Origin of the sequence: Pseudomonas lactis (assembly GCF_001439845.1) — a bacterium.
GTDB classification, from domain to species: Bacteria; Pseudomonadota; Gammaproteobacteria; order Pseudomonadales; family Pseudomonadaceae; genus Aquipseudomonas; species Aquipseudomonas lactis.
This window is the reverse complement of the sequence record NZ_JYLO01000022.1, coordinates 63,682-84,683: the sequence shown is the minus strand read 5'-3', so window position 1 is coordinate 84,683 and position 21,002 is coordinate 63,682. Positions and strand designations below refer to the sequence as shown.

Below are 21,002 nucleotides of genomic sequence, written 5' to 3'. Positions count from 1 at the left end.
GTTCACCCGGCATTAAACCCGCTGCGCGGCCTGGATAGAAGTACCTTGGCTGCAATAAATCCAGCGAGCGCGCCAAACAGATGCCCTTCGAAGGAAATGCCCTGCCGGGGGAGGAAGCCCACGATCAGGCCGCCATATAGCAAAGCGACGACAGCGGCTGTTAGCAGGTTGCCCCAGCTTCTGTGGAACCAGGCGCGAGAGAGCAGGTAGGCCCATAGCCCGAACACCCAACCGCTGGCGCCGACGTGTACGCCTGAAAAACCAAACAGCCAGACCAACAAGCCGCCCAGCAGAATGACGATGGCACTGACGGCAATGAACCGGCTGACCCCTTCGATCATGACCAAAGAGCCCAAGACCAAAAAAGCAATCAGGTTGGCGCTCAGGTGGGCGAAGGAGGCATGCAAAAACGGTGAGGTGAGGATACCGAACAGGCCCTGCACCGTTCTCGGGATCAGCCCGAACGCCATGAGGCTGTAACCGGTCGCCACATTGAGCAGTTGCAGCGCGACCATGAAGAGGGCCAGGCCTGCGATTGTCTTGAAACCGTTCAAGGCGTTCATCCTGACCTCAACATGAAAAGAAGTGCCCAATGCCGCTCAGTGAAACACCGCCCCCCCTGTGGGAGCGGCGGTGCGACGATTCGACTTGCTCGCGAAGGCGCCAGCTCAGTCAACATTGACAGTGACTGCCCCACCGCTTTCGCGAGCAAGCCCCACTTTGGTCTGCGCTGCCTGGACTTGCCTTTATTACTCAGCCGACTTTTGCTTCAAACGCTCCAGAATCGCATTGGCACTGCCTTCGTTCGGCGTGATACCGGCATCGCGCAGTTTGCGTTCCAGGTCGGTTCCTGTGGATGCTTCAGCCAGTTCATCCTGGGCTTGCAGCTCAGCGGCACGTTGCTGCTGTTTGGCCTGCAAGCGATTGAGCGTACCAACCGCGGTTTCCAGCTTGCCGTTGGCACCGCCGCTGGCAATGGAGGCGCTGACCTGTGCTTTTTGCACGCTGTCGCGAGCCTTGGCCATGTCCACTTGCTGGCGCAGGCTTTTGATGCGGCTCTCGGCCTTGGTGATGTCTTTGCGCATGCTTTCAGCGTACCCACCGAACTCGGTGGTCTGCTTTTGCTCTACGTCCCGCTCGTTGGTCAGGGTCGAAATGGCTTCGGCCACTTCCAGGGCGAGGTCTTCACGGTTGGCCTGGATAGCGGCCATCGCCTTGGATTCCAGGTCTTTGATCTTGGCGTCGTACTCGCCAACGCGATCAGCCGCCAGTTTGTGCTTGGCCATGATGCTCACCAGCTCACGCTTGGCGTTGGCCAAGGCGCTGTCTGCATCGCGAATTTCCTGGTCAAGGATGCGCAGGGCCTGTTGGTCGACGATCGATTCGCCGACTTCGCTGGCGCCGCCACGCAACGCGGTGAACAATTTGCTCCAGATGGACTGAGTCATTGGATTTTCCCGAATAATTAAATGAAGAAACGTTCGAAGGCTTCGCTGGCGCGCTGCACGTTATCAACCAGGGTTTTCACCTCGGTCACGATGTTGGTCAGGCTGGAGTCGGAGCTGAGTGCACCGAACATGTTGTAGACCACCTGCCCGTTCGGCATGGACTCGATGCCGATGGACGACAACGGGAACATCTCCCGGCTGCGCAGCACCGCGTCGTTGAAGGCCGGCACGTCGTTGATGGACTCAGCGTCAACCAGGACGGTATCCACAATGATTTGCTCGCCCACCACCGCGATGTAAATCGGCAAGCCACCAAAGTCGTTCATCTCAAGCTTGATGCTGGACTCGGAGCCTTGGACGAGAGAAAGCGTAATGTCATTGGACGTCACGTCATCCAGGGCCTGAAGAGCACTGAAGAGGCGATCGATATTCCAGTTGGTACCTGCGCTCATGAAATTCTCCGACATGAATGAGCCAGCCAGGATCGGTTGGCGTAGCTGTTTCTCCATTTGCTTGAGCAGGCTTCGGTTTTCGGGAAGCACCCAAGTCTCGTGTTTCACATAACCGGCCGCCGCCAGCCCCGCACGCATCTGCTTCATGTAAAAGCTCGACGGCTTTTTTGCGGACGGCTTCAAGCGCTCTCCCTTGAGGCTTGCTGAATCGGTATCGGGCCCTACTGATGGGCTCGATGGAGAGCTGCTGTTCATGGTACTGACCTCGCTGTGAAAAACTCACGCGTGAGAAAATCTACAGGCAATCCGCAAGGTACTCAATAGCTCACGCGTGAGATTTTTCCTTACATTTTTCAGCCACCGAAAAGGGCCAGCCTACCCCGCCAACTCTCGCTCGATTTGCTCGATGCTAGGCAAGCTCGATTGCAGTTCGGCTGGCAAAGACTCCATCAGTTGATATTGCGCCACACCAATAGGTCGGTTGTTATCGCGCAGTGCATATTCAGCCACCACTTCATTTTTACCCTTGCACAACAAGAGGCCGATAGTCGGGCCATCCTGTGGGTGCTTTATCTCGGCATCCACCGCCGCGAGATAGAAGCTCAGTTTGCCCAGGTGCTCGGGTTTGAATTTGCCCGCCTTGAGTTCTATCACCACATAGCAACGTAGCTTGAGGTGATAGAACAACAGGTCGATGAAGAACTCATCGCCGCCTACATTCAGCAGCACTTGCCGGCCAACGAAGGCAAAACCTGCGCCCAACTCCAACAAGAAGTCAGTGACGTGCTTGATCAGGGCTTTTTCGATCTCGCGCTCTTGCGCATTCAGCCCCAGGCTGAGGAAATCAAAGCGGTACGGGTCTTTGAGGGATTCGCGCGCCAGGTCGGATTGCGCTTTGGGCAGATGGCTTTCGAAGTTGCTGACGGCCTTGCCACTGCGCTCCAGCAGGCGGTTTTCAATGTGCATCACCAGTGTGTTGCGCGACCAGTTATGTTTAACGGCCTGAATGATGTACCAACGACGAGTTTCGGGGCCGGGAAGCTTATCGAGCAGCACCACGTTGTGGCCCCAAGGCAATTGTGCAGCAGCCTGTTGCACAAATTCCGAATCCGGCCAGGCCTCAGCAAAAGCACGCATGTACTTCAAATTGCGCGGCGAAAAGCCCTTGATGTCAGGAAAGGCCGCCCGCAGATCTTGCGCAAGGCGGTCGATCACTTTGCTACCCCAACCTTGAGCGTGCTGACGCATCAAAATATCGTGCCCGATCTGCCAGTAGAGCAGCACCAGCTCACGATTAACGGCAATTGACGCACGCTGTTGCGCCTGATGGATACGGCCCTTGAGGTCTGTCAGCCAATCGCCGTAGCCCTCAGGAGGCGCGATCAACCCGATAGAAGTTTCGCTCATGCCTTTTTTACTCTGGTGTTTTCGGCAGGCTAGCCAGCCCACACTACTGTCACAAGCGTTCATGAGCACTTCAGGAAGGGTCCTGCGTACCTCACAGAAAGGTCCTGCTGGCCCTTGACTCTCCCCTATACGGCAACCCCTACCCTGAATGCTCTTTTCAGGACCTATCACCATGAGTCAGCGCATTCTGGTCATTCTTGGCCACCCGTCCGCCGATAGTTTTTGTTCCGCTCTCGCGCACACTTATATCCACGCCGCTAAAACGGCCGGCCACGAAGTCCGCGTCCTGCGCCTGGGTGATCTCAGCTTCGACCCCACCCTTAATCATGGTTATACCAAGGCTCAGACACTGGAACCCGACTTGCTCAGTGCCCAATCCGACATCCTTTGGGCCGAGCACCTGGCGTGGGTTTTCCCTGTCTGGTGGGGCGGAGTCCCGGCTCTGATGAAGGGCTTTATCGACCGCGTTTTCCTCCCCGGCTTTGCCTTCAAATACCGCGCAGGCAAGGCATTCCCAGACAAGCTGTTAAAGGGCCGAACCGCGCACTTGTTAGTGACCCTCGATACGCCGCCGTGGTATTACCGCTGGGTTTATCGCATGCCGGCCATCCACCAGATGCGTCGTACCACACTGGCGCTCTGTGGCATCACGACGAGCAAGACACTGCTGTTGGGGCCGGTACTGGGCTCTACGCTGACGCAGCGGGCCAAGTGGCTGAAACAGGCCAGCGCACTATTTGAAAAAGGGAGTTTTCATGTACATCGGCAAAGCCGCGCAATTGTCCGGCACAACCATCAAGGCGGTTCGTCACTATGAGGCGATCGGGCTGATGCCCGCGCCTGCGCGTCAGGGCGGTTATCGCGTTTATACCGAGCAGAATGTCGAGCGGCTGATGTTTATAAAGTGCGCGCAACAGCTGGGGTTCAAGCTCAAGGAATTGCAGGAGATTTTGCTGGGGTACGAGGGTGATGCGCTTCCTTGGGACAAGGCTGAACAAGCCATCGCCGACAAGAAGCGCACGCTGGCCGCGCAAATCGCCGTATTGCGACGGATGCAGGCTGGGCTGATTGCGTTCGAAACCCAACTCAAAGGCGCTCAAGGGGACTGCTCGTCAATCAGTAGCTTCGCGATTTGAAGTGGCCTTTATGTATGGGTTAACGCCGACTTTTACCCGTCCGTTGTAGCCGCAATCTGATTTTTCCAACCGTTCATCCAGCCGTTTTTTACTGCGGCAGACTCCGACGCCTTGCCTTGCGACGAGACGTCATGGATGACCCCACCTGCCCACATCAACTTTATCGAACACGAGCTAAATGGTTTCCATCAGAGCCTGGCGGAGTACCGCCAGCAGATGGGCGCCTGGTATTCACGCGCGCTGGATACGGTCAGTCATGCAGCGGACATGCCGTCGTTGCTGGGTATGGATCGGGTGTTGCGGGCTGGGGATGCGCAGCAGTCGGTGAGTCTTGGCGATACGGATTTTTCCACCGTGACCCGCTGTCCGGCGGGTGGTGTGCTGAAGATCCAGAGCAGGTTCGAGTCAGCGTACGACGTGCCGATCGGCAATATCCCGGTTGAGGTGATCGGGCTGGATGACGGCAGTTCCAGGGTCATCCTGCTCGACGAGCACGGCGAAGGTTCCCACGACTGCGCCGCTGGCGGGCGTTATCAGGTGAGGGTTCAGGGCGGTGTTTCAGCGCAGCAAGTCGACGCCTTGTTTGCTTCCTATGCGGGGCTGACAGCGGATCTGGAGCAATGGCTGCGCGAGCAGTGGCAAGGCTTCAAGCCACACTGGCAGCAATCCACTGCCAGCGCGATTGGCAACGGCGTGCTGGCCGGCAGTTGGGCAGCGATCCGTGACGCGTGGGACAGCATCAAGCAGGTGCAGGCGATGCTTGAAGACCCGCTCAAGTACGTCGAGCAACTGGGTAGCGAGGCGGCCAGGTTGGCGCAAATCGCCACTGATGCGCCCAAGGTCATGGAACAGGCGATGTTGCTGGCCAGTGATGAGGCGGCGCTGTACCTGTTACTGCGCACCGCCATCATCTGGCTGGAGGCGTTACCGCCCAGTGAAGTCGCACAAGCAGCCGCCGGTTTTATGGTGTCGCTGCTGATTGACCTGGTGATTGGCGTGGTGTTGACCATCGCGCTGCCGGCAGCGGGCGTGGCGTATTTGAGTATGCGCCTGGTCAAGTACGGTGCGTGGGTGCTTCAGTCAGCCGTGGGCTTCGTGACCGGTGTGCTGACGATCCTCACGAAGTTCATGCAGGCGGTGGGCCGCTACAAAGCGGTGGCGGTTCGCGGGGTGGTGGGTGGGCTGAAGCAAGGCACGATGCAGATGCGCTGGCGGGCGCGGCAGAACGCGGTGCTGACGCAGAAAGAGCATGTGGATGATGTGCCCGCCGTGGCTTCAAATCCGAAGGGGGACGCTGCGGCGTCTGCGGATAAAACGGTCACTCACGGTTGCCCGGTGTCGATGGTCACTGGCGAGGAATTGCTGACCCTCACCGATGGCGCGTTGGACGGGATCTTGCCGTTTGAGTGGACGCGGCTGTACCGCACCAGCGCGGTGGAAATCGATTGTGGGTTGGGGTTTGGTTGGAGCCATGCGCTGGCCCATCGGCTTTGTGTGTCGGGCGATTCCGTGGTGTGGACTGACCATGAGAACCGCTCGACTGCCCTGCCCTTGCCCACCGACTCTCGGCCCGCGATCACCAATAGCCTGGCGGAAGCGGCGATCTACTTGGGTTCGGCGCCTGACGAGTTGGTGTTGGCCCAGGCGTCGCGCTTCTATCACTTTCGCGATGGCGTACTGGTCTCGATCAGCGATGCGTATGACAACCGGCTGCGCCTTTGCCGGGATCGTTCAGGGCGGATTGAGCGGCTGGATAACGGTGCGGGCCGTTCGCTGCTTTTGCGTTATGAGCTGGATCGCATCGTCGCGGTGGACTACCAGGTGCATCGCGCCAAAGGGCGAGAGCCCTACGTGTGGGAGACCGAGCAGAACGTTGTTTCCTACGCCTATGACGAACACGGACGACTGGTCTGCGCGACCAATGCTGTCGGGGAAAGCGAGCGTTATCGGTATGACGATCAGCACGTCATTCTGGAGCGGCAACTGGCCGGTGGCGCGAGTTTCTTTTGGGAATGGGAACGTGCTGGCAAGGCAGCACGCTGTGTTCGGCATTGGGCGAGTTTTTCGCAGATGGACACGCGTTATGCCTGGGGCGATGACGGGCGTGTCACGGTGCATAACGCCGATAGTAGCCAGGAGGTGTATGTCCATGATCAGCGGGCGCGGTTGGTGCAGCGCGTTGATCCTGATGGCGCCACGCATTTCAAATCCTACGACGATCAGGGGCGGCTGACCGTCGAGCAAGACCCGATGGGCGCTGTGACGGCCTATCAGTATGACGATGCCGGACGCTTGGTGGCGCTGTTTCCGGGGGATGATGAGCCGACGTCCTACGAGCATGACAATGGCTTCGTACGGGTTGTGCGCCGTGGGGAGGCGGTCTGGAAATATGAGCGTAATGACCAGGGCGATGTCATCCGCAAGACAGACCCGGATGGCCATTCGACTGACTACAGCTACAACAAACATGGGCAACTGACGGGGATTTGGTACCCGGACAGCAGTTGTCATCGGCTGGTGTGGAACGAGCGTGGGCAGTTGCTGGAGGAGCAATTGCCCCATGGTGGGATCAAGCGTTATCGCTATGACGACTTGGGGCGACAGGTTGCCCGTGAGGATGAGCACGGTGCACAGACCGTTTATGAATGGGACAGCGTCGGTAGGTTGATTCGCCTCGTCTTGCCAGGCGGCGCCACCCGCGAGTTCAGCTACAACCCCTACGGCAAAATCATCGCCGAACGCGACGAACTGGGCCACGTCACCCGCTACGAATACGCAGACGGCCTACACCTGATCAGCCGCCGTCTCAACGCCGATGGCACCCAGCTCAAGTACCGCTACGACAACGCCCGGCTGCTGCTCACCGAGATCGAAAACGAAACCGGCGAAACCTACCAACTCGACTACCACCCCAATGGCCTGATCCGCCAGGAAACCGGCTTCGACGGCCAGCGCACCGCCTACGCCTACGACCTCAACGGCAACCTGCTGGAAAAAACCGAATACGGCGACGATGACAGTCAGCTAATCACCCGTTACGAGCGCGACCACGCCGGGCGCCTCGTAAGAAAAACCCTGCCCGATGCCAGCGTTGTCGACTATGCCTACGACCGCCAAGGCAACCTCCTCAGCGTCGAAGACGGCCACTGGGCGCTGGCCTACGAATACGACCGCCAAAACCGCCTCACCGCCGAACACCAAGGCTGGGGCACCCTGCGCTACGGCTACGACGCCTGCGGGCAACTGAAAAACCTGTGCCTGCCGGACAACAATCGCATCACCTTCAACCACGACAAAGGCGGCCACCTCGCCACGGTCGAACTCAACGGTGAAGTGCTTACCTCGCATCTGTTCAAGAGCAGCCGCGAACACCAGCGCCAGCAAGGCCAACTGCTCAGCCACTACCACTACGACGATCAACACCGCCTGCACGCCCACGCGGTAACCCAACAACAGAACCACCTCTACCAACGCCAATACGACTACGACAAAAGCGGCAACCTCACCCGCCTGCTCGACACTCGCAAAGGCGAACACCTTTACCGCTACGACCCGCTTAATCGCCTGACCCGCGCCGACCACTCGCAAGACGTACAGGAACGCTTCGCCCACAACCCGGCCGGCAACCTGCTGATGCAAGACCGCCCCGGCCCGGACATCGTCGCGGCCAACCGCCTGATGATCCAGGGCGACCGGCACTATGACTACGACGCCTTCGGCAACCTCATCCGCGAACGACGCGGCAAGGGCCAGCAACTCGTCACTGAGTACCGCTACGACTGCCAGCATCGGTTGGTCGGCATCACCCAACCCAACGGCCAGACCGCCAGCTATCGCTACGACCCGTTTGGACGGCGCATCAGCAAAACCGTGGACGACAAAACCACAGAGTTTTTCTGGCAAGGCGACAAGCTGATAGCCGAACACCATGCAGAGCGCCATCGCAGCTACCTCTACGAGCCCGACAGCTTCCGCCCCTTGGCCCTGTTGGAAGGTTCCGGCCCAAAAGAAACCAAGCCCTACCACTACCAACTCGACCACCTCGGCACTCCGCAAGAACTGACCGACACCAAAGGCGAAATCGTCTGGTCCGCCCACTACCGCGCCTACGGCCAGATCGCCCGGCTCGACGTAGGCAACATCGACAACCCGCTGCGCTTACAGGGTCAGTATTTCGATCAGGAAAGCGGCCTGCACTACAACCGCCATCGCTACTACAATCCGGATATTGGTCGCTATCTGACGCCGGATCCGGTGAAGTTGGCGGGTGGGATCAATGGGTACCGGTATGTGCCCAATCCGACGGGATGGGTAGACCCGTTAGGCTTGAATAATTGCCCGGGGCAAAACGGATGCAATGCTAGAACAGAGCCTCAGGATCCCGCGATTGATGCCAAAGTCAATGCAGGCGAACCAAATAGGCCCTCTGCAACACAACGTCCGACAGCATTTGCCAGCGAGTCAAAACTAAATGAGCATTACGAGAAGCATGGACCTGAATTCGGCGCTGGCTCTAGTCACGAATACTTACTCACCGCACAACATGTAATAAATGAAGGCACGCCGGTTCATTATTCGTATAGAAACACCCCAACAACCGGATACGTTTTACTAATGGGAACAAATAGAACAGGGCAAGCAAAATTTGCGTTTGCGGGAACGAATACAAGCGGTCATATTACGACGTTGCATGCAAAAAGCGGAAAAGACTTCTGGAGGATGATAAATGGCGACCCCTCTGACAAAACCATTAGACCATACAGAAAATAGCTATATAAAAGCACAGGTGTTAGCACTCAATGAGCATATAGAGGAAGACATAACTCTGCTCATTGAAGGAACCATCATAAATTGCTTCATCAGCTACTGCCCATATGACATAGAGATCGGAAAGACCTACAACGTCGAGCTGACAATGAATCTATCTGACGATTATGAGATCGAGAAGGTCGAACCGAGAGCACCATTGATTGAAAAGATAAGCCCCGGCTACGCCTACCTGCTTTATGGAAACCTATGCGACACACAGTTTCACAGCTTCGCCTCATTAAACGATGAGGATATACACTATGACCACCCTGAATATAACGAGCATTTCATAAAACTAAAAGTCGACAGAATCGACGTCAGCTTTCGTTGATCATCAAGCGAGCCCGCATGAAAACGAATTCTTTGGCTCGGTGCCTCCTAGACGATGAGCCGAATACCCAGCACAATCGGCTCACAAAATGAGCCGAATAGACCCTCTATTCGGCTCACGCACCCAGGCACTCATCCATGGATCATCCGAACTGGATCTGGCAACACACCGACTGGCCTCATTTTCACTGGCAGCCTGGGCGGCTGGCGGCCTTGCTGCGCGAGTGTGGGCAGGCCCAAGGCAAGCTACTGGGCATGCTGGGTTCTGTCACCCAGGCAGTCAGCGCGCAGAATGAATTGGATGCCCTGCTGCAAAATATCCTGACCTCTTCGGCCATCGAGGGTGAGCAGTTGAACGTTGGTTCGGTGCGCTCCTCCCTGGCACGACGAATGGGTTTGGAAGCCACGAAGGACGGCCAGGTCAGCCGCCGCAGTGAAGGGCTGGCCGATCTGATGATGGATGCCACCGAGCAATTTGCGCAGCCGTTCACCCTCGCGCGCCTGATGAATTGGCACCATTTGTTGTTCCCAGAGCCTGAGGCAGGCTTTGCCACACGCGAGCTCAGCGTCGGCGCATTGAGGGGCAATGAGCCGATGCAGGTGGTGTCGGGCAGGCTTGATCGGCCAACCGTGTATTTTGAGGCGCCGCCACGTCACGGCCTGGAGCACGCTGTGGAGGATTTCCTGGAGTGGTTCGAAACCAGTCGCAATCAACCTGAACTGGATCCATTGGTTCGTGCAGGTGTTGCGCACTTCTGGTTCATCACCTTGCATCCTTTCGATGACGGCAATGGTCGCGTGACGCGCGCCATCACTGACTTGGCCTTGGCCCAAGGCGAACACCACGCCATTCGCTTTTACGCCATGTCGGCCAGCATCCTGGAGGACCGGGCCGGTTACCACACCGCCTTGGAGTCCAGTCAAAAGGCCACGCTGGATATCACCGACTGGCTGGAATGGTTTCTTAAAACCCTGTTGCGCAGCCTGCAACAGGCGATGACACGGATAGACCGGGTGTTGGCCAAAAGCCGGTTCTGGCAGCAGCACCGTGGCGTCTCGCTCTGCGTCGAGCAAGTCAAGGTACTCAATCGCCTGCTCGAGGGTGGTGAGCGGGGCTTCGAACAGGGCATCAGCGCCGCGCAATACCAAGCGGTGGCCAAAGTGTCCAAGGCCACTGCGACGCGGCACCTGGCAGACCTGCTGGAGAAAAACTGCCTGGTGCGCCTCCCCGGGGGTGGCCGCAGTACGCGTTATCACGTCAATCCCCCTTACGAGTAACCCCCACTCATTTGCCCCAATCCCCCATGTCTGCTAGTGTCGCGCCGGTTTACCGTCTACCGGAATTGCCGCCATGGCCCGCAAAAAAGTTGCACTCGATTTCGAACAATCCCTCGCCGACCTGCAAGCTTTGGTCGAGCGTCTGGAGAACGGCGAGTTGTCGCTGGAAGACTCGTTGACGGCGTTTGAGCAAGGCATCGGCCTGACCCGCGACTGTCAGAGCGCGCTGGCGCAGGCAGAGCAGAAGGTCCAGGTGTTGCTCGAGCGTGACGGCGAGTTGGCCGAAGAACCTTTCGATGCGGAACAGCCGGAATGATCAGCGCGTATCAGGCCAGTAGCCAAGCCCGGGTGAATGCGGCGCTGGAGCCCTTGTTTGTTGCGCCAAGCCCGGAAATGACTCGCCTCTATGAAGCCATGCGCTACAGCGTCATGAATGGTGGCAAGCGTGTGCGGCCGTTGCTGGCCTATGCGGCGTGTGAAGCCCTGGGCGCGCCTGCCGAAGAAGCCAATGGTGCCGCCTGCGCGGTGGAGCTGATCCACGCCTATTCCCTGGTGCATGACGACTTACCGGCAATGGACGACGACGATTTGCGTCGCGGCCAGCCCACGACCCACAAAGCCTTTGATGAAGCCTATGCGATCCTGGCCGGTGACGGCTTGCAGAGCCTGGCGTTCAGCGCATTGCTGGACCCGCGCTTGAGCAGCGTCAACGCCGAGATCCGCCTGCGCATGGTCACCGCCTTGGCCCACGCCGCAGGCCCGGCGGGCATGGTTGGCGGGCAAGCCATCGACATGGGCTCGGTCAGCCTCAAGCTGGATCAAAAAGCCCTCGAGCACATGCACCGCCACAAAACCGGAGCGCTGATTGAAGCGGCCGTGCATCTAGGCGCCTTGGCCAGTGGCCGCGCCGACGCCGAGCACTTGGCGGCCCTGCACACCTATTCCCGCGCGATCGGCCTGGCCTTCCAGGTGCAGGACGATATTCTCGACGTGGAAAGTGACACCGCCACCCTCGGTAAACGCCAAGGCGCCGATATCGCACGGGACAAGCCGACTTATCCTGCGTTGCTCGGGCTGCAAGCCGCCAAGGCGTATGCCATCGAGCTGCGCGACCAGGCCCTGGACGCCCTGCGACCTTTCGACGCGGCGGCCGAGCCACTGCGTGACCTGGCGCGGTATATCGTCGAACGTCGCCACTGACAGCCGCGGCCATTTGCGCCGCATATCGGCCAAGTTCGGCGCTCTGCGTGGGCAGTTTGCACGGCTTGAGGTAAACTGCCGCCTCTTCTATACCTATAACGATTCGCCTGATGCCCACGACGTTTCAAGAGATTCCCCGCAAACGCCCGTCCACGCCCCTGCTCGACCGTGCTGCCACGCCGGACGGCCTGCGTCGACTGGGTGAAGCCGAGCTGGAAACCCTGGCCGATGAGCTGCGCCTGGAATTGCTCTACACGGTCGGCCAGACCGGTGGGCATTTTGGCGCCGGGCTGGGCGTGATCGAGCTGACCATCGCCTTGCATTACGTGTTCGACACCCCGGACGACCGGCTGGTGTGGGACGTGGGCCACCAGGCGTATCCGCATAAAATCCTCACCGGCCGTCGCGAGCGCATGGCCAGCCTGCGCCAGAAGGACGGCCTGGCCGCCTTCCCGCGCCGTGCCGAGAGCGAGTACGACACCTTTGGCGTCGGCCACTCCAGCACCTCCATCAGCGCAGCGCTGGGCATGGCGATTGCCGCCCGCCTGCAAGGCAGTGAGCGCAAGGCGATTGCGGTGATTGGTGATGGCGCGCTGACTGCCGGCATGGCCTTCGAAGCGCTGAACCATGCGCCGGAAGTGGACGCCAACATGTTGGTGATCCTCAACGACAACGACATGTCGATTTCGCGCAACGTGGGTGGCCTGTCCAATTACCTGGCGAAGATCCTCTCCAGCCGCACCTATGCCAGCATGCGCGAAGGCAGCAAGAAAGTGCTGTCGCGTCTGCCTGGCGCGTGGGAAATCGCGCGTCGCACCGAAGAATATGCCAAGGGCATGCTGGTCCCCGGCACGCTGTTCGAAGAGCTGGGCTGGAACTACATCGGCCCTATCGACGGCCACGACCTGCCCACCCTGATCGCCACGTTGCGCAACATGCGCGACCTCAAGGGCCCGCAGTTCCTGCATATCGTCACCAAGAAAGGCAAAGGTTTCGCTCCGGCGGAAGTCGACCCGATTGGTTACCACGCGATCACCAAACTCGAACCCCTCGATGCCCCCGCCGCCGCGCCGAAAAAGGCCAGCGGGCCGAAGTATTCCGGGGTGTTTGGCGAATGGCTGTGCGACATGGCCGCCGCCGACCCGCGCCTGGTGGGTGTGACCCCGGCGATGAAGGAAGGCTCCGACCTGGTGGCGTTCAGCGAGCGTTTCCCGCTGCGTTACTTCGATGTGGCGATTGCCGAGCAACACGCCGTGACCTTCGCGGCCGGCATGGCCTGCGAAGGCGCCAAGCCGGTGGTGGCGATCTACTCCACCTTCCTGCAACGCGGTTATGACCAGCTGGTTCACGATGTAGCGGTACAGAACCTCGACGTGCTGTTCGCCATCGACCGTGCCGGCCTGGTGGGCGAAGACGGCCCGACACATGCCGGCAGTTTCGACCTGTCGTACCTGCGTTGCATCCCCGGCATGCTGGTGATGACACCGAGCGACGAAAACGAACTGCGCAAGATGCTCAGCACCGGCCACCTGTACAACGGCCCGGCCGCTGTGCGCTACCCACGCGGCACCGGCCCCAACGCCGTGATCGAAAAAGACCTGGAGCCGATTGAAATCGGTAAAGGCATTGTGCGTCGCCAAGGCAGCAAAACTGCGTTCCTGGTGTTTGGCGTGCAACTGGCCGAAGCCTTGAAAGTCGCCGAGAAGATCGACGCCACCGTGGTCGACATGCGGTTCGTCAAGCCACTGGATGAAGCGTTGGTACGCGAGATCGCCGCTGGCCATGAGCTGCTGGTGACCGTCGAAGAAAACGCCATCATGGGCGGCGCCGGTGCGGCGGTCAGCGAGTTCCTGGCGCGGGAGAATATCCTCAAGTCGGTGCTGCATCTGGGCTTGCCGGATGTGTACGTCGAACACGCCAAGCCGGCGCAGATGCTGGCTGAGTGCGGGCTGGATGAGGCGGGTATCGAGGCGTCTGTCCGCGAGCGCCTGGCGCTACTAAATCTGTAATCAGCCCAAAATGTGGGAGCTGGCTTGCCTGCGATGACGGCGGCACATTCGCTAACAATGTGTCAGATACACCGCTATCGCAGGCAAGCCAGCTCCCACAGTGGTTTTGCATGACATTCGAATGCTATGGACAGCCCATGAAACGCCTGTGCCTTGCCCTGCTACTGCTCCCCTGCGCCGACCTACTCGCCGACACCCGCGACCAGGCCCTGAAGCTCTCCGACGTGGTTATCAGCGCCAACCGCCAAGTCCAGGCGCGTAACGACAGCAGCGCCGCCAACACTGTATTCACCCGCGCGGACATCGACCGCCTGCAACCCACCAGCGTCACCGACCTGCTCAGCCGCGTGCCGGGCGTGCAAGTTGCGCCAACCGGTGGGCGTGGCAGTTTGCCGGGGATTTTTATTCGCGGCACCAAGTCGGCGCAGAGCCTGGTGCTGGTGGACGGCCAACGCATCGCCAACACCACCTCCGGCGACAGCGGCTTGCAATACCTCAACGTCGATCAGATTGAACGGGTGGAAGTGCTGCGCGGTTCACGTTCGGTGATCTACGGCAGTGATGCGATTGGCGGGGTGATTCAGGTGTTCACCCGGCGCAATGCCGAGCAAGGCTTGCAGCCGCGCTTGAAACTGGGGTTTGGCAGCAACCAGACCTGGGAGCGCAGCCTGGGCCTGTCGGGCGGCGATGAACACACGCGTTTCAACCTGGGCGCGAGCCTGGATGAAACTGCCGGTATCAACGCGAGCCACGCGTCGTTTCCCAGTGATGGCGACCATGATGCCTACCGCAATCAGTCGATCAGCCTGAACCTCAGCCATTCGTTCAGCGATGAGCTGGAGGCGGGCTTCAACCTGTTGGATAACCGTGGCAAGTCGGAGTATGACAACAGTTATGGCCGCTACGACGGTGCCACCGGGCAGAGCCTCGGCCAGAAACCCTACACCGACTACACCGTGAGCAGCGCCAGCGGCTATGTCGATGCCAAGCTCAATGACAGCTGGCAGTCGCGCCTGGAGCTGGGCCACAGTGAAAACCGCGACACCAAGCGCGATACCCTCAGCGATGATTACAGTGCATTCAACACCTACCGCGACTCGGTCAATTGGCAGAACGACCTGACCCTGGATGAGCAAAACAGCCTGATCGTCGGCGGCGATTGGTACGAAGACCGTTTCCACGGTTCCACCACCTTTACCGAGAACAGCCGCTGGAACCGGGCGGCCTTTGTGCAGCACCGTTTCAAGAGCCAGTGGTTTTCCACCGAGCTGGGCCTGCGCCGCGACCAGAACCAGCAGTTCGGCGGCCAGAACAGTTGGAGCGGCACCCTGACCGTGCCGGTCAACCCTGACAATGACCTGCTCCTGAGCTACAGCGAAGGCTTCCGCGCGCCGACCTTCAATGACCTCTATTACCCCGACACGCAGTACAGCAACCCCAATCTGCAGCCTGAGACCTCAAAGAGCTACGAACTACAATGGCGCAGCCAACTGACCGACAGCGCACGCCTGGAAGCCTCGCTGTATCGCACTGATCTGAGCGACGCGATCATCCTTGACGCTGGCAAGCCGCAAAACGTGGCGGCGGCGCGGATCAACGGCTTTGAAGCGGCGCTCAAGCAGGAACTGTTTGGCTGGCAGGGCAACCTGGGCCTGTCGCTTATCGACCCGCGTGACCGTGACAGCGGCCACACCCTGGCACGTCGCGCACGGCGCACGGTGAACCTGGATCTGGACCGACAATTTGATCAGCTCGGTCTCGGCGCCAGCTGGCAGGCGATCAGCAGCAGCTACGACGATGAAGCCAACCGCAACCGTCTGGGCGGTTATGCTTTGTTGGGGCTGCGCAGTAGTTGGGCGTTGAACCGGGAGGTGTCGTTGTCGCTGAAGGTGGATAACGTGCTGGACAAGTCTTATGCACGGGCGAAGTACAGCTACCTCGGGGAAAGCCAGAATTATCGTGAAGCAGGTCGGGTGTGGATGGTTGGGCTGACATGGACACCTGAGTTCTGAGGGGCCTGCACCGATGTCATCGCAGGCAAGCCAGCTCCCACAATTGAAATGCATTCCCCTGTGGGAGCTGGCTTGCCTGCGATAGCGGTTTCACAGGTTAGGTGATAAAACCTGACACAACCGCCCCACCGCCTCCAACATCTGCCCACTCGGCCGCTCCAGGCCCTTGTCCGGCACTAACCGTACCCGAGCAGCCATCATTGGCCATGCCTTCCAAGCGTCCTTCTGAGCCTGATCCCCCACCAGGATCACCTCCGGATCACGCCCCAGCACCGACTCGATATTCACCTGCGGCGCCGGCAACTTCAGGTCATCAAACACATTGCGCGCCCCGCACACACTGAGGGCATCGCTGATGATCTGCCCACCGCCCACGGTGTACAGCGGCTGGTTCCACACTTGGTAGAACACCCGCAGCGGCTCAGCCCGTTGGTAGCGCTGGCGTAATTCGGCCAAGCGCTGGCGCAATTGTGCCGCGAGCTGATGCCCTGCCTCAGCGCGGCCCAATTGCTCGGCAATGGCCTGCACCTGCGTGGTCAGTTGTTCAAGGCTATGGGGTTCGGCGACGTACACCGGGATATTCAACCGCTGGAGCTGCTCGCGCTGGGCCGGGCCAACACTGCCAGGCCACAGCAGGATCAGGTCGGGTTTGAGGCTGAGCAGGCGCTCCATGTCCAACTGGCCGTAATGCCCGACCGAGGGCACCTTCGCCAACGCCACCGGGCGCTCACCACCATCAAGTACGCCAACCAGCAAGTCGTCGGCGCCCAGTTCAAGCACGATTTCAGACAGTGACGGCGCCAGGCTGACAACTCGCTCGACCGCCCAGCCCTGGGCACTGAATACCAGCAGCAGCGCCAGCCAGTAGCGCTTCATCCCAACTGACGCGGTATGCGATAGAGGTATAACAGCACCAGCGTCGACAACGCCAACAGAAACAGCGGCACCGCCTCCAGGCCGACGAATACCGCCAGCGCACCGATCCAGGCAGGCAGCGCGGCCACCAGCAAGGCCGTGCGCCGTCGCGCCGCCAGGGTGATCCAGGCTGCGGGCTCTTCAGCAGTATCAAGGGCTTTGGAGGTGGCGATCAGTGCGTGTTTATAAGCATGAAAATAACGCAGGCTGAGAAACATCGAGGCCACGCCGGCGATGAAAAACGGCATGGCCAAGACGGGCAACAAGGATTCAGCACGACCAAATAGCAGGTTGATCACAAACAAAGGCAGCAATGCCAGGGCCAGGTACTGCCACCAATTGAAGGACAGACGCCGTTTCACCTGGCCACGGGTCACGCGCGGTCGACCTCGCCCTGGTGCTCGTTGCCCATCATGTGGTCGAGCTTGCTGGCTTTGGTGGCCAGGTAGAGTTTGTTGTGCGGGTTGTGCCCGGTGTGCAGCGGCACGCGCTCGGCCACGGTGATGCCCATCTCGGTCAAGGCTTTGACCTTGCGGGGGTTGTTGGTCATCAGGCGCAGGGATTTGACCCCGAGGTGCTCGAGCATCGGCAGGCAGATGGCGTAGTCGCGCTGGTCAGCAGCAAAGCCCAGACGCTCGTTGGCCTCCACGGTATCGGCGCCGCCGTCTTGCAGTTCGTAGGCGCGGATCTTGTTCAACAGGCCAATGCCGCGGCCTTCCTGACGCAAGTACAGCAACACGCCACGGCCTTCACGGGCGATGGCCTGCAGTGCGGCCTCCAGTTGCGAGCCGCAGTCACAGCGCTGGCTGAACAGCGCATCGCCGGTCAGGCACTCGGAATGCACACGCCCCAGCACCGGCTCACCATCGGTGATGTCACCGAGGCTGAGCACAACGTGCTCGCGCCCGGTGGCTTCTTCAAGAAAGCCGTTCATGGTGAACGTGGCAAAAGGGGTAGGCAGCTTGGAAGCGGCGACGAAAACGACGGGCACCGTGTGCTCCTGATTTCAGATTTCACAGAGGCGGGCATTGTAACAGCACGTTCCTACAGACGCTTAAGCTGAATTATCGCTGATAAAGATCAATAGGTTCGATTGGCCTTTGGATTGATTCTATGTAGGCGCGAGCTTGCTCGCGAAAGTGGTCAACGATGACGCGGTATCCTGGGTGAGCGCGGCGTTTATGAGTTTTTCGCGAGCAAGCTCGCTCCTACAGGGGGTAGGGTTGTTTCCAGCGGTCGAAAATCGCTTTCAGCTCTCCGGTCTTGACCAGGCTGGCCAAGCGCTGGTCATACACGGCCATCAATGCCCTGCCGCGCTCGGTGTCGGCGAAGGCTACGTAGAGCGGTAGTTCAGCGATATGGGTGAGTTTGAATAGCGCCGGGTCTTGCGCCTGGCTGAGCACGTATTTGGCTTCGGTAAGGGCATCGATATAAAAATCGGCGCGACCGTGTTGCAGCATCGGCAGAATGCCGCTGCGCCGCTCGATCTGGTTAAAGCGCTGCACATTGGGCAGGTAACCCTCGTACTTGTAACCACGCACCCAGGCCAGGCGGTACTTGCCCAGGGTCGCCAACGTCGGCGTGGGTGCAGTGGCCAGCCCGAGGGCGTAGACGTGATCGGCGTCGAAGTTCCAGCGCGGGTACAGCACACCACTGGCCTCCTCGCGATAGGTGCCGACACACCCATCCACTTCACCACGCTGGGCCAGGCCAATCGAGCGGGTGTAGGGCACGCTGCGGGTGTGCACGGTGATGCCAGCCGGTTCAAAGACTTGGCGCAACACATCCCAGGCCAGGCCGCTGCCATCTTTGTTGGTGTAGTCGTTCCATTCCTCACTGGCCAGCACGATTTTGCCGGGCACGGGAGTGCTCGCCTGGGCCAGGGAAGCGAAGGTACACAGCACGATCAGCAGCCAGCGGCATGCAGCCATGGTCACGGCCTCTTACTCGGGATAATCGTATAAAGGGTAGCGCAGAGCGCCGGCTTAGGGCGTCTGGCGAAAATGCTGGTAGCCGCGCACAGCCGGGGTGATGTCCTGGCCGTCGCCGTCGAGCAGCGTCACGCCCTGCCCCGCTTCGACTCGGCCGACCACATGCACTGGCCAGCCAGCGGCCTGCAACGGCGCTAACTCGGACGGTGGCAAGGTGAACGCAAGCACATAGTCGTCGCCCCCACTCAACGCCGCCACGCGAGCCTGGTCTTCGCCGACAAACGCCAGCAAGGCCGCAGACAACGGCAACCGGTGGCGCTCAACCACCAGGCGCACCGCTGACGCCTTGGCGATATGCCCGCAATCGGCCAGCAGCCCATCGGAGATATCCATGGCCGCAGTCGCCTTGCCCCGCAATGCCAGCCCCAGGGCCAGCTGCGGTTGCGGCGACCAGTAATGCGCCAGCAGCGGCTCGGCGATTGCTGCGTCAGCCGTGCGCTGCCCCACTACCAGCGGCAAGGCGCCCGCGGCATTGCCCAGCTCGCCGCCGACACACAGCAAATCACCCGGCTGAGCACCGCTGCGCGTCAAGGCCTGGCCAGCCGGCACGCGGCCGAACACGGTCAGGGTGAGGCTCAGCGGCCCACGGGTGGTATCGCCGCCCACCAAGCCTACGCCGCAGCTTTGCGCCATGGCGTTCAAGCCTTGGGCATAGCGTTGCAACCAATCGGCTTCGACGCTCGGCGTGGTCAGGGCAAGGGTAAAGGCGAGGGGGTGGGCGCCCATGGCGGCCAGGTCGCTCACCGCCACGGCCAGCGAGCGCTGGCCGAGCAGGAACGGGTCACAGGGATCGGCAAAATGCACCCCTGCTACCAGCGTATCGGTAGAGACTGCCAGTTGCTCCCCAGCGGGAAGCGCCAGCAAGGCGCAGTCGTCGCCGATCCCCAGGGCAATGCCTTCGCCGCCTTGCGCACAGGGCGCAGCGGCGAAGTAGGTGCGGATCAGCTCAAACTCACCCATTGAAGATTCAAGCGCAGATTAGCGCTTGTGTTCCTTCACTTCGGCTTCACGCAGGCGCGGGGCCAGCTTGTCGAGCACGCCGTTGACGAATTTGTGGCCGTCGGTCGAACCGTAGACTTTCGCCAGTTCGATGCCTTCGTTGATCACGACGCGGTACGGCACGTCGACGCGCTTGAGCAGCTCCCAGGTGGACAGACGCATCACGCACAGTTCAACCGGGTCGAGTTCTTCGATGGTCAGGTCCAGGCAAGGCGCCAGGGCTGTGTCGATCTCGGTCAGGTTGGCGTGCACACCATGAAGGATGTCGTGGAAGTAGCTCTGGTCGGCGAAGGTGAAATCGTTATCGACGCGAAACTGTGCCTCGATTTCGTTCAGCGAAGCGCCTGCCAGGTGACGCTGGTACAGCGCCTGGGTCGCAAGTTGACGCGCCTTGCGACGCTTCTCGCTCTTGGACGGCTTGCCCGCATCGGCAGGACGCGGGTCCTGAGGGTTGAACTGATCGCTTTCGTCGGAAATCACTTGGCCTCCAACTGCGACAGCAGGCTGACCATTTCCAGGGCGGACAAGGCAGCTTCGGCGCCTTTGTTACCGGCCTTGGTGCCGGAACGCTCGATGGCTTGCTCGATGGAATCCACGGTCAGTACGCCGAAAGCGACTGGTACGCCGAACTCCATGGACACCTGGGCCAGGCCCTTGGTGCATTCGCCGGCCACGTATTCGAAGTGCGGGGTACCGCCACGAATCACCGCGCCCAGGGCGATGATCGCCGCGTATTCACCCTGCTGAGCAACTTTTTGCGCAACCAGTGGAATTTCGAAGGCGCCAGGCGCGCGGATAAGGGTGATATCGCTCTCGCTCACACCGTGGCGAACCAGGGCGTCAACCGCACCGCTTACCAGGCTTTCAACCACGAAGCTGTTGAAGCGGCCAACCACCAGGGCATAGCGGCCTTTGGGGGCGATGAAGGTACCTTCGATGGTCTTCAGGGTCATTCGACAAATCTCTTAAAGAGCCGGGACGCGAAAAGTGCGTCCCTCAGTGATGATTTAACCGCG

The 21,002-nt window shown here is 60.0% G+C and carries 20 protein-coding genes; 9 read left to right on the top strand and 11 right to left on the bottom strand.

The window, feature by feature from the left end; all coding sequences use genetic code 11:
- Positions 1-2 precede the first annotated feature (2 nt).
- The 4 genes from TX24_RS28910 to TX24_RS28895 all read right to left on the bottom strand — a co-directional run bounded on the left by TX24_RS28910 (position 3) and on the right by TX24_RS28895 (position 3,307).
- Positions 3-563, bottom strand: coding sequence for a rhomboid family intramembrane serine protease (locus tag TX24_RS28910; protein WP_044269027.1), 561 nt, complete (start codon positions 561-563; stop codon positions 3-5).
- A gap of 186 nt (positions 564-749) precedes the next feature.
- Positions 750-1,448 (bottom strand): PspA/IM30 family protein, encoded by a 699-nt coding sequence (locus tag TX24_RS28905; protein WP_014720114.1) that lies wholly within the window; start codon positions 1,446-1,448, stop codon positions 750-752.
- Between the two features lie 17 nt (positions 1,449-1,465).
- Positions 1,466-2,047 carry a YjfI family protein gene (locus TX24_RS28900; RefSeq protein ID WP_032895109.1) on the bottom strand — a complete coding sequence of 194 codons (582 nt, stop codon included), beginning with the start codon at positions 2,045-2,047 and terminating at the stop codon, positions 1,466-1,468.
- A 228-nt stretch (positions 2,048-2,275) separates the two neighbouring features.
- The gene (locus tag TX24_RS28895) at positions 2,276-3,307 is read right to left on the bottom strand and encodes a PDDEXK nuclease domain-containing protein (RefSeq protein ID WP_047711873.1); all 1,032 of its coding nucleotides are present in this window, start codon (positions 3,305-3,307) and stop codon (positions 2,276-2,278) included.
- Between the two features lie 172 nt (positions 3,308-3,479).
- Between TX24_RS28895 and TX24_RS28890 the strand changes: the two genes are divergently transcribed.
- The 9 genes from TX24_RS28890 to TX24_RS28850 all read left to right on the top strand — a co-directional run bounded on the left by TX24_RS28890 (position 3,480) and on the right by TX24_RS28850 (position 16,081).
- Positions 3,480-4,124, top strand: a complete 645-nt coding sequence (locus TX24_RS28890; protein ID WP_057711952.1) for an NAD(P)H-dependent oxidoreductase — start codon at positions 3,480-3,482, stop codon at positions 4,122-4,124.
- A complete protein-coding gene (locus TX24_RS28885) occupies positions 4,063-4,443 on the top strand; it encodes a MerR family transcriptional regulator (protein WP_082628895.1) in 381 nt (126 codons plus the stop codon). Before TX24_RS28890 ends, TX24_RS28885 begins: the two co-directional genes overlap by 62 nt.
- 135 nt (positions 4,444-4,578) lie before the next feature.
- Positions 4,579-9,213 (top strand): RHS repeat-associated core domain-containing protein, encoded by a 4,635-nt coding sequence (locus tag TX24_RS28880; protein ID WP_057711950.1) that lies wholly within the window; start codon positions 4,579-4,581, stop codon positions 9,211-9,213.
- Positions 9,170-9,583: a hypothetical protein gene (locus tag TX24_RS28875; RefSeq protein WP_057711949.1), complete on the top strand. Its 414-nt coding sequence runs from the start codon at positions 9,170-9,172 to the stop codon at positions 9,581-9,583. Before TX24_RS28880 ends, TX24_RS28875 begins: the two co-directional genes overlap by 44 nt.
- Before the next feature lie 137 nt (positions 9,584-9,720).
- Positions 9,721-10,860: a Fic family protein gene (locus tag TX24_RS28870; protein ID WP_057711948.1), complete on the top strand. Its 1,140-nt coding sequence runs from the start codon at positions 9,721-9,723 to the stop codon at positions 10,858-10,860.
- Positions 10,861-10,933: 73 nt separating this feature from the next.
- Positions 10,934-11,176, top strand: a complete 243-nt coding sequence (locus tag TX24_RS28865; protein WP_003194556.1) for an exodeoxyribonuclease VII small subunit — start codon at positions 10,934-10,936, stop codon at positions 11,174-11,176.
- Entirely contained in the window at positions 11,173-12,060 is an 888-nt protein-coding gene (gene ispA, locus TX24_RS28860; RefSeq protein ID WP_057711947.1) for a (2E,6E)-farnesyl diphosphate synthase, read from the top strand. Before TX24_RS28865 ends, ispA begins: the two co-directional genes overlap by 4 nt.
- Positions 12,061-12,170: 110 nt before the next feature.
- Entirely contained in the window at positions 12,171-14,069 is a 1,899-nt protein-coding gene (gene dxs / locus TX24_RS28855) for a 1-deoxy-D-xylulose-5-phosphate synthase (RefSeq protein WP_003194559.1), read from the top strand.
- 137 nt (positions 14,070-14,206) lie between these two features.
- Complete coding sequence (locus TX24_RS28850) at positions 14,207-16,081, top strand: TonB-dependent receptor domain-containing protein (protein WP_057711946.1); 1,875 nt, start codon at positions 14,207-14,209, stop codon at positions 16,079-16,081.
- A gap of 90 nt (positions 16,082-16,171) precedes the next feature.
- Here the strand turns inward: TX24_RS28850 and TX24_RS28845 are convergent, their stop codons facing one another.
- The 7 genes from TX24_RS28845 to ribH form a co-directional block, all read right to left on the bottom strand.
- Positions 16,172-16,957, bottom strand: a complete 786-nt coding sequence (locus tag TX24_RS28845) for a cobalamin-binding protein (RefSeq protein ID WP_057711945.1) — start codon at positions 16,955-16,957, stop codon at positions 16,172-16,174.
- Positions 16,954-17,373 (bottom strand): hypothetical protein, encoded by a 420-nt coding sequence (locus tag TX24_RS28840; RefSeq protein ID WP_057711944.1) that lies wholly within the window; start codon positions 17,371-17,373, stop codon positions 16,954-16,956. The genes TX24_RS28845 and TX24_RS28840 overlap by 4 nt, the downstream gene beginning before the upstream one ends.
- Positions 17,370-17,987: a GTP cyclohydrolase II gene (gene ribA / locus TX24_RS28835; protein WP_003194569.1), complete on the bottom strand. Its 618-nt coding sequence runs from the start codon at positions 17,985-17,987 to the stop codon at positions 17,370-17,372. Before ribA ends, TX24_RS28840 begins: the two co-directional genes overlap by 4 nt.
- 217 nt (positions 17,988-18,204) lie before the next feature.
- On the bottom strand, positions 18,205-18,927 hold the full coding sequence (locus tag TX24_RS28830) for a substrate-binding periplasmic protein (protein ID WP_056785241.1): 723 nt from the start codon (positions 18,925-18,927) through the stop codon (positions 18,205-18,207).
- Positions 18,928-18,981: 54 nt separating this feature from the next.
- Positions 18,982-19,947, bottom strand: a complete 966-nt coding sequence (gene thiL / locus TX24_RS28825; protein WP_057711943.1) for a thiamine-phosphate kinase — start codon at positions 19,945-19,947, stop codon at positions 18,982-18,984.
- A gap of 18 nt (positions 19,948-19,965) precedes the next feature.
- Positions 19,966-20,466, bottom strand: coding sequence for a transcription antitermination factor NusB (gene nusB, locus TX24_RS28820; RefSeq protein ID WP_014720126.1), 501 nt, complete (start codon positions 20,464-20,466; stop codon positions 19,966-19,968).
- Positions 20,463-20,939, bottom strand: coding sequence for a 6,7-dimethyl-8-ribityllumazine synthase (gene ribH / locus TX24_RS28815; protein ID WP_003194576.1), 477 nt, complete (start codon positions 20,937-20,939; stop codon positions 20,463-20,465). The genes nusB and ribH overlap by 4 nt, the downstream gene beginning before the upstream one ends.
- Positions 20,940-21,002 lie beyond the last annotated feature (63 nt).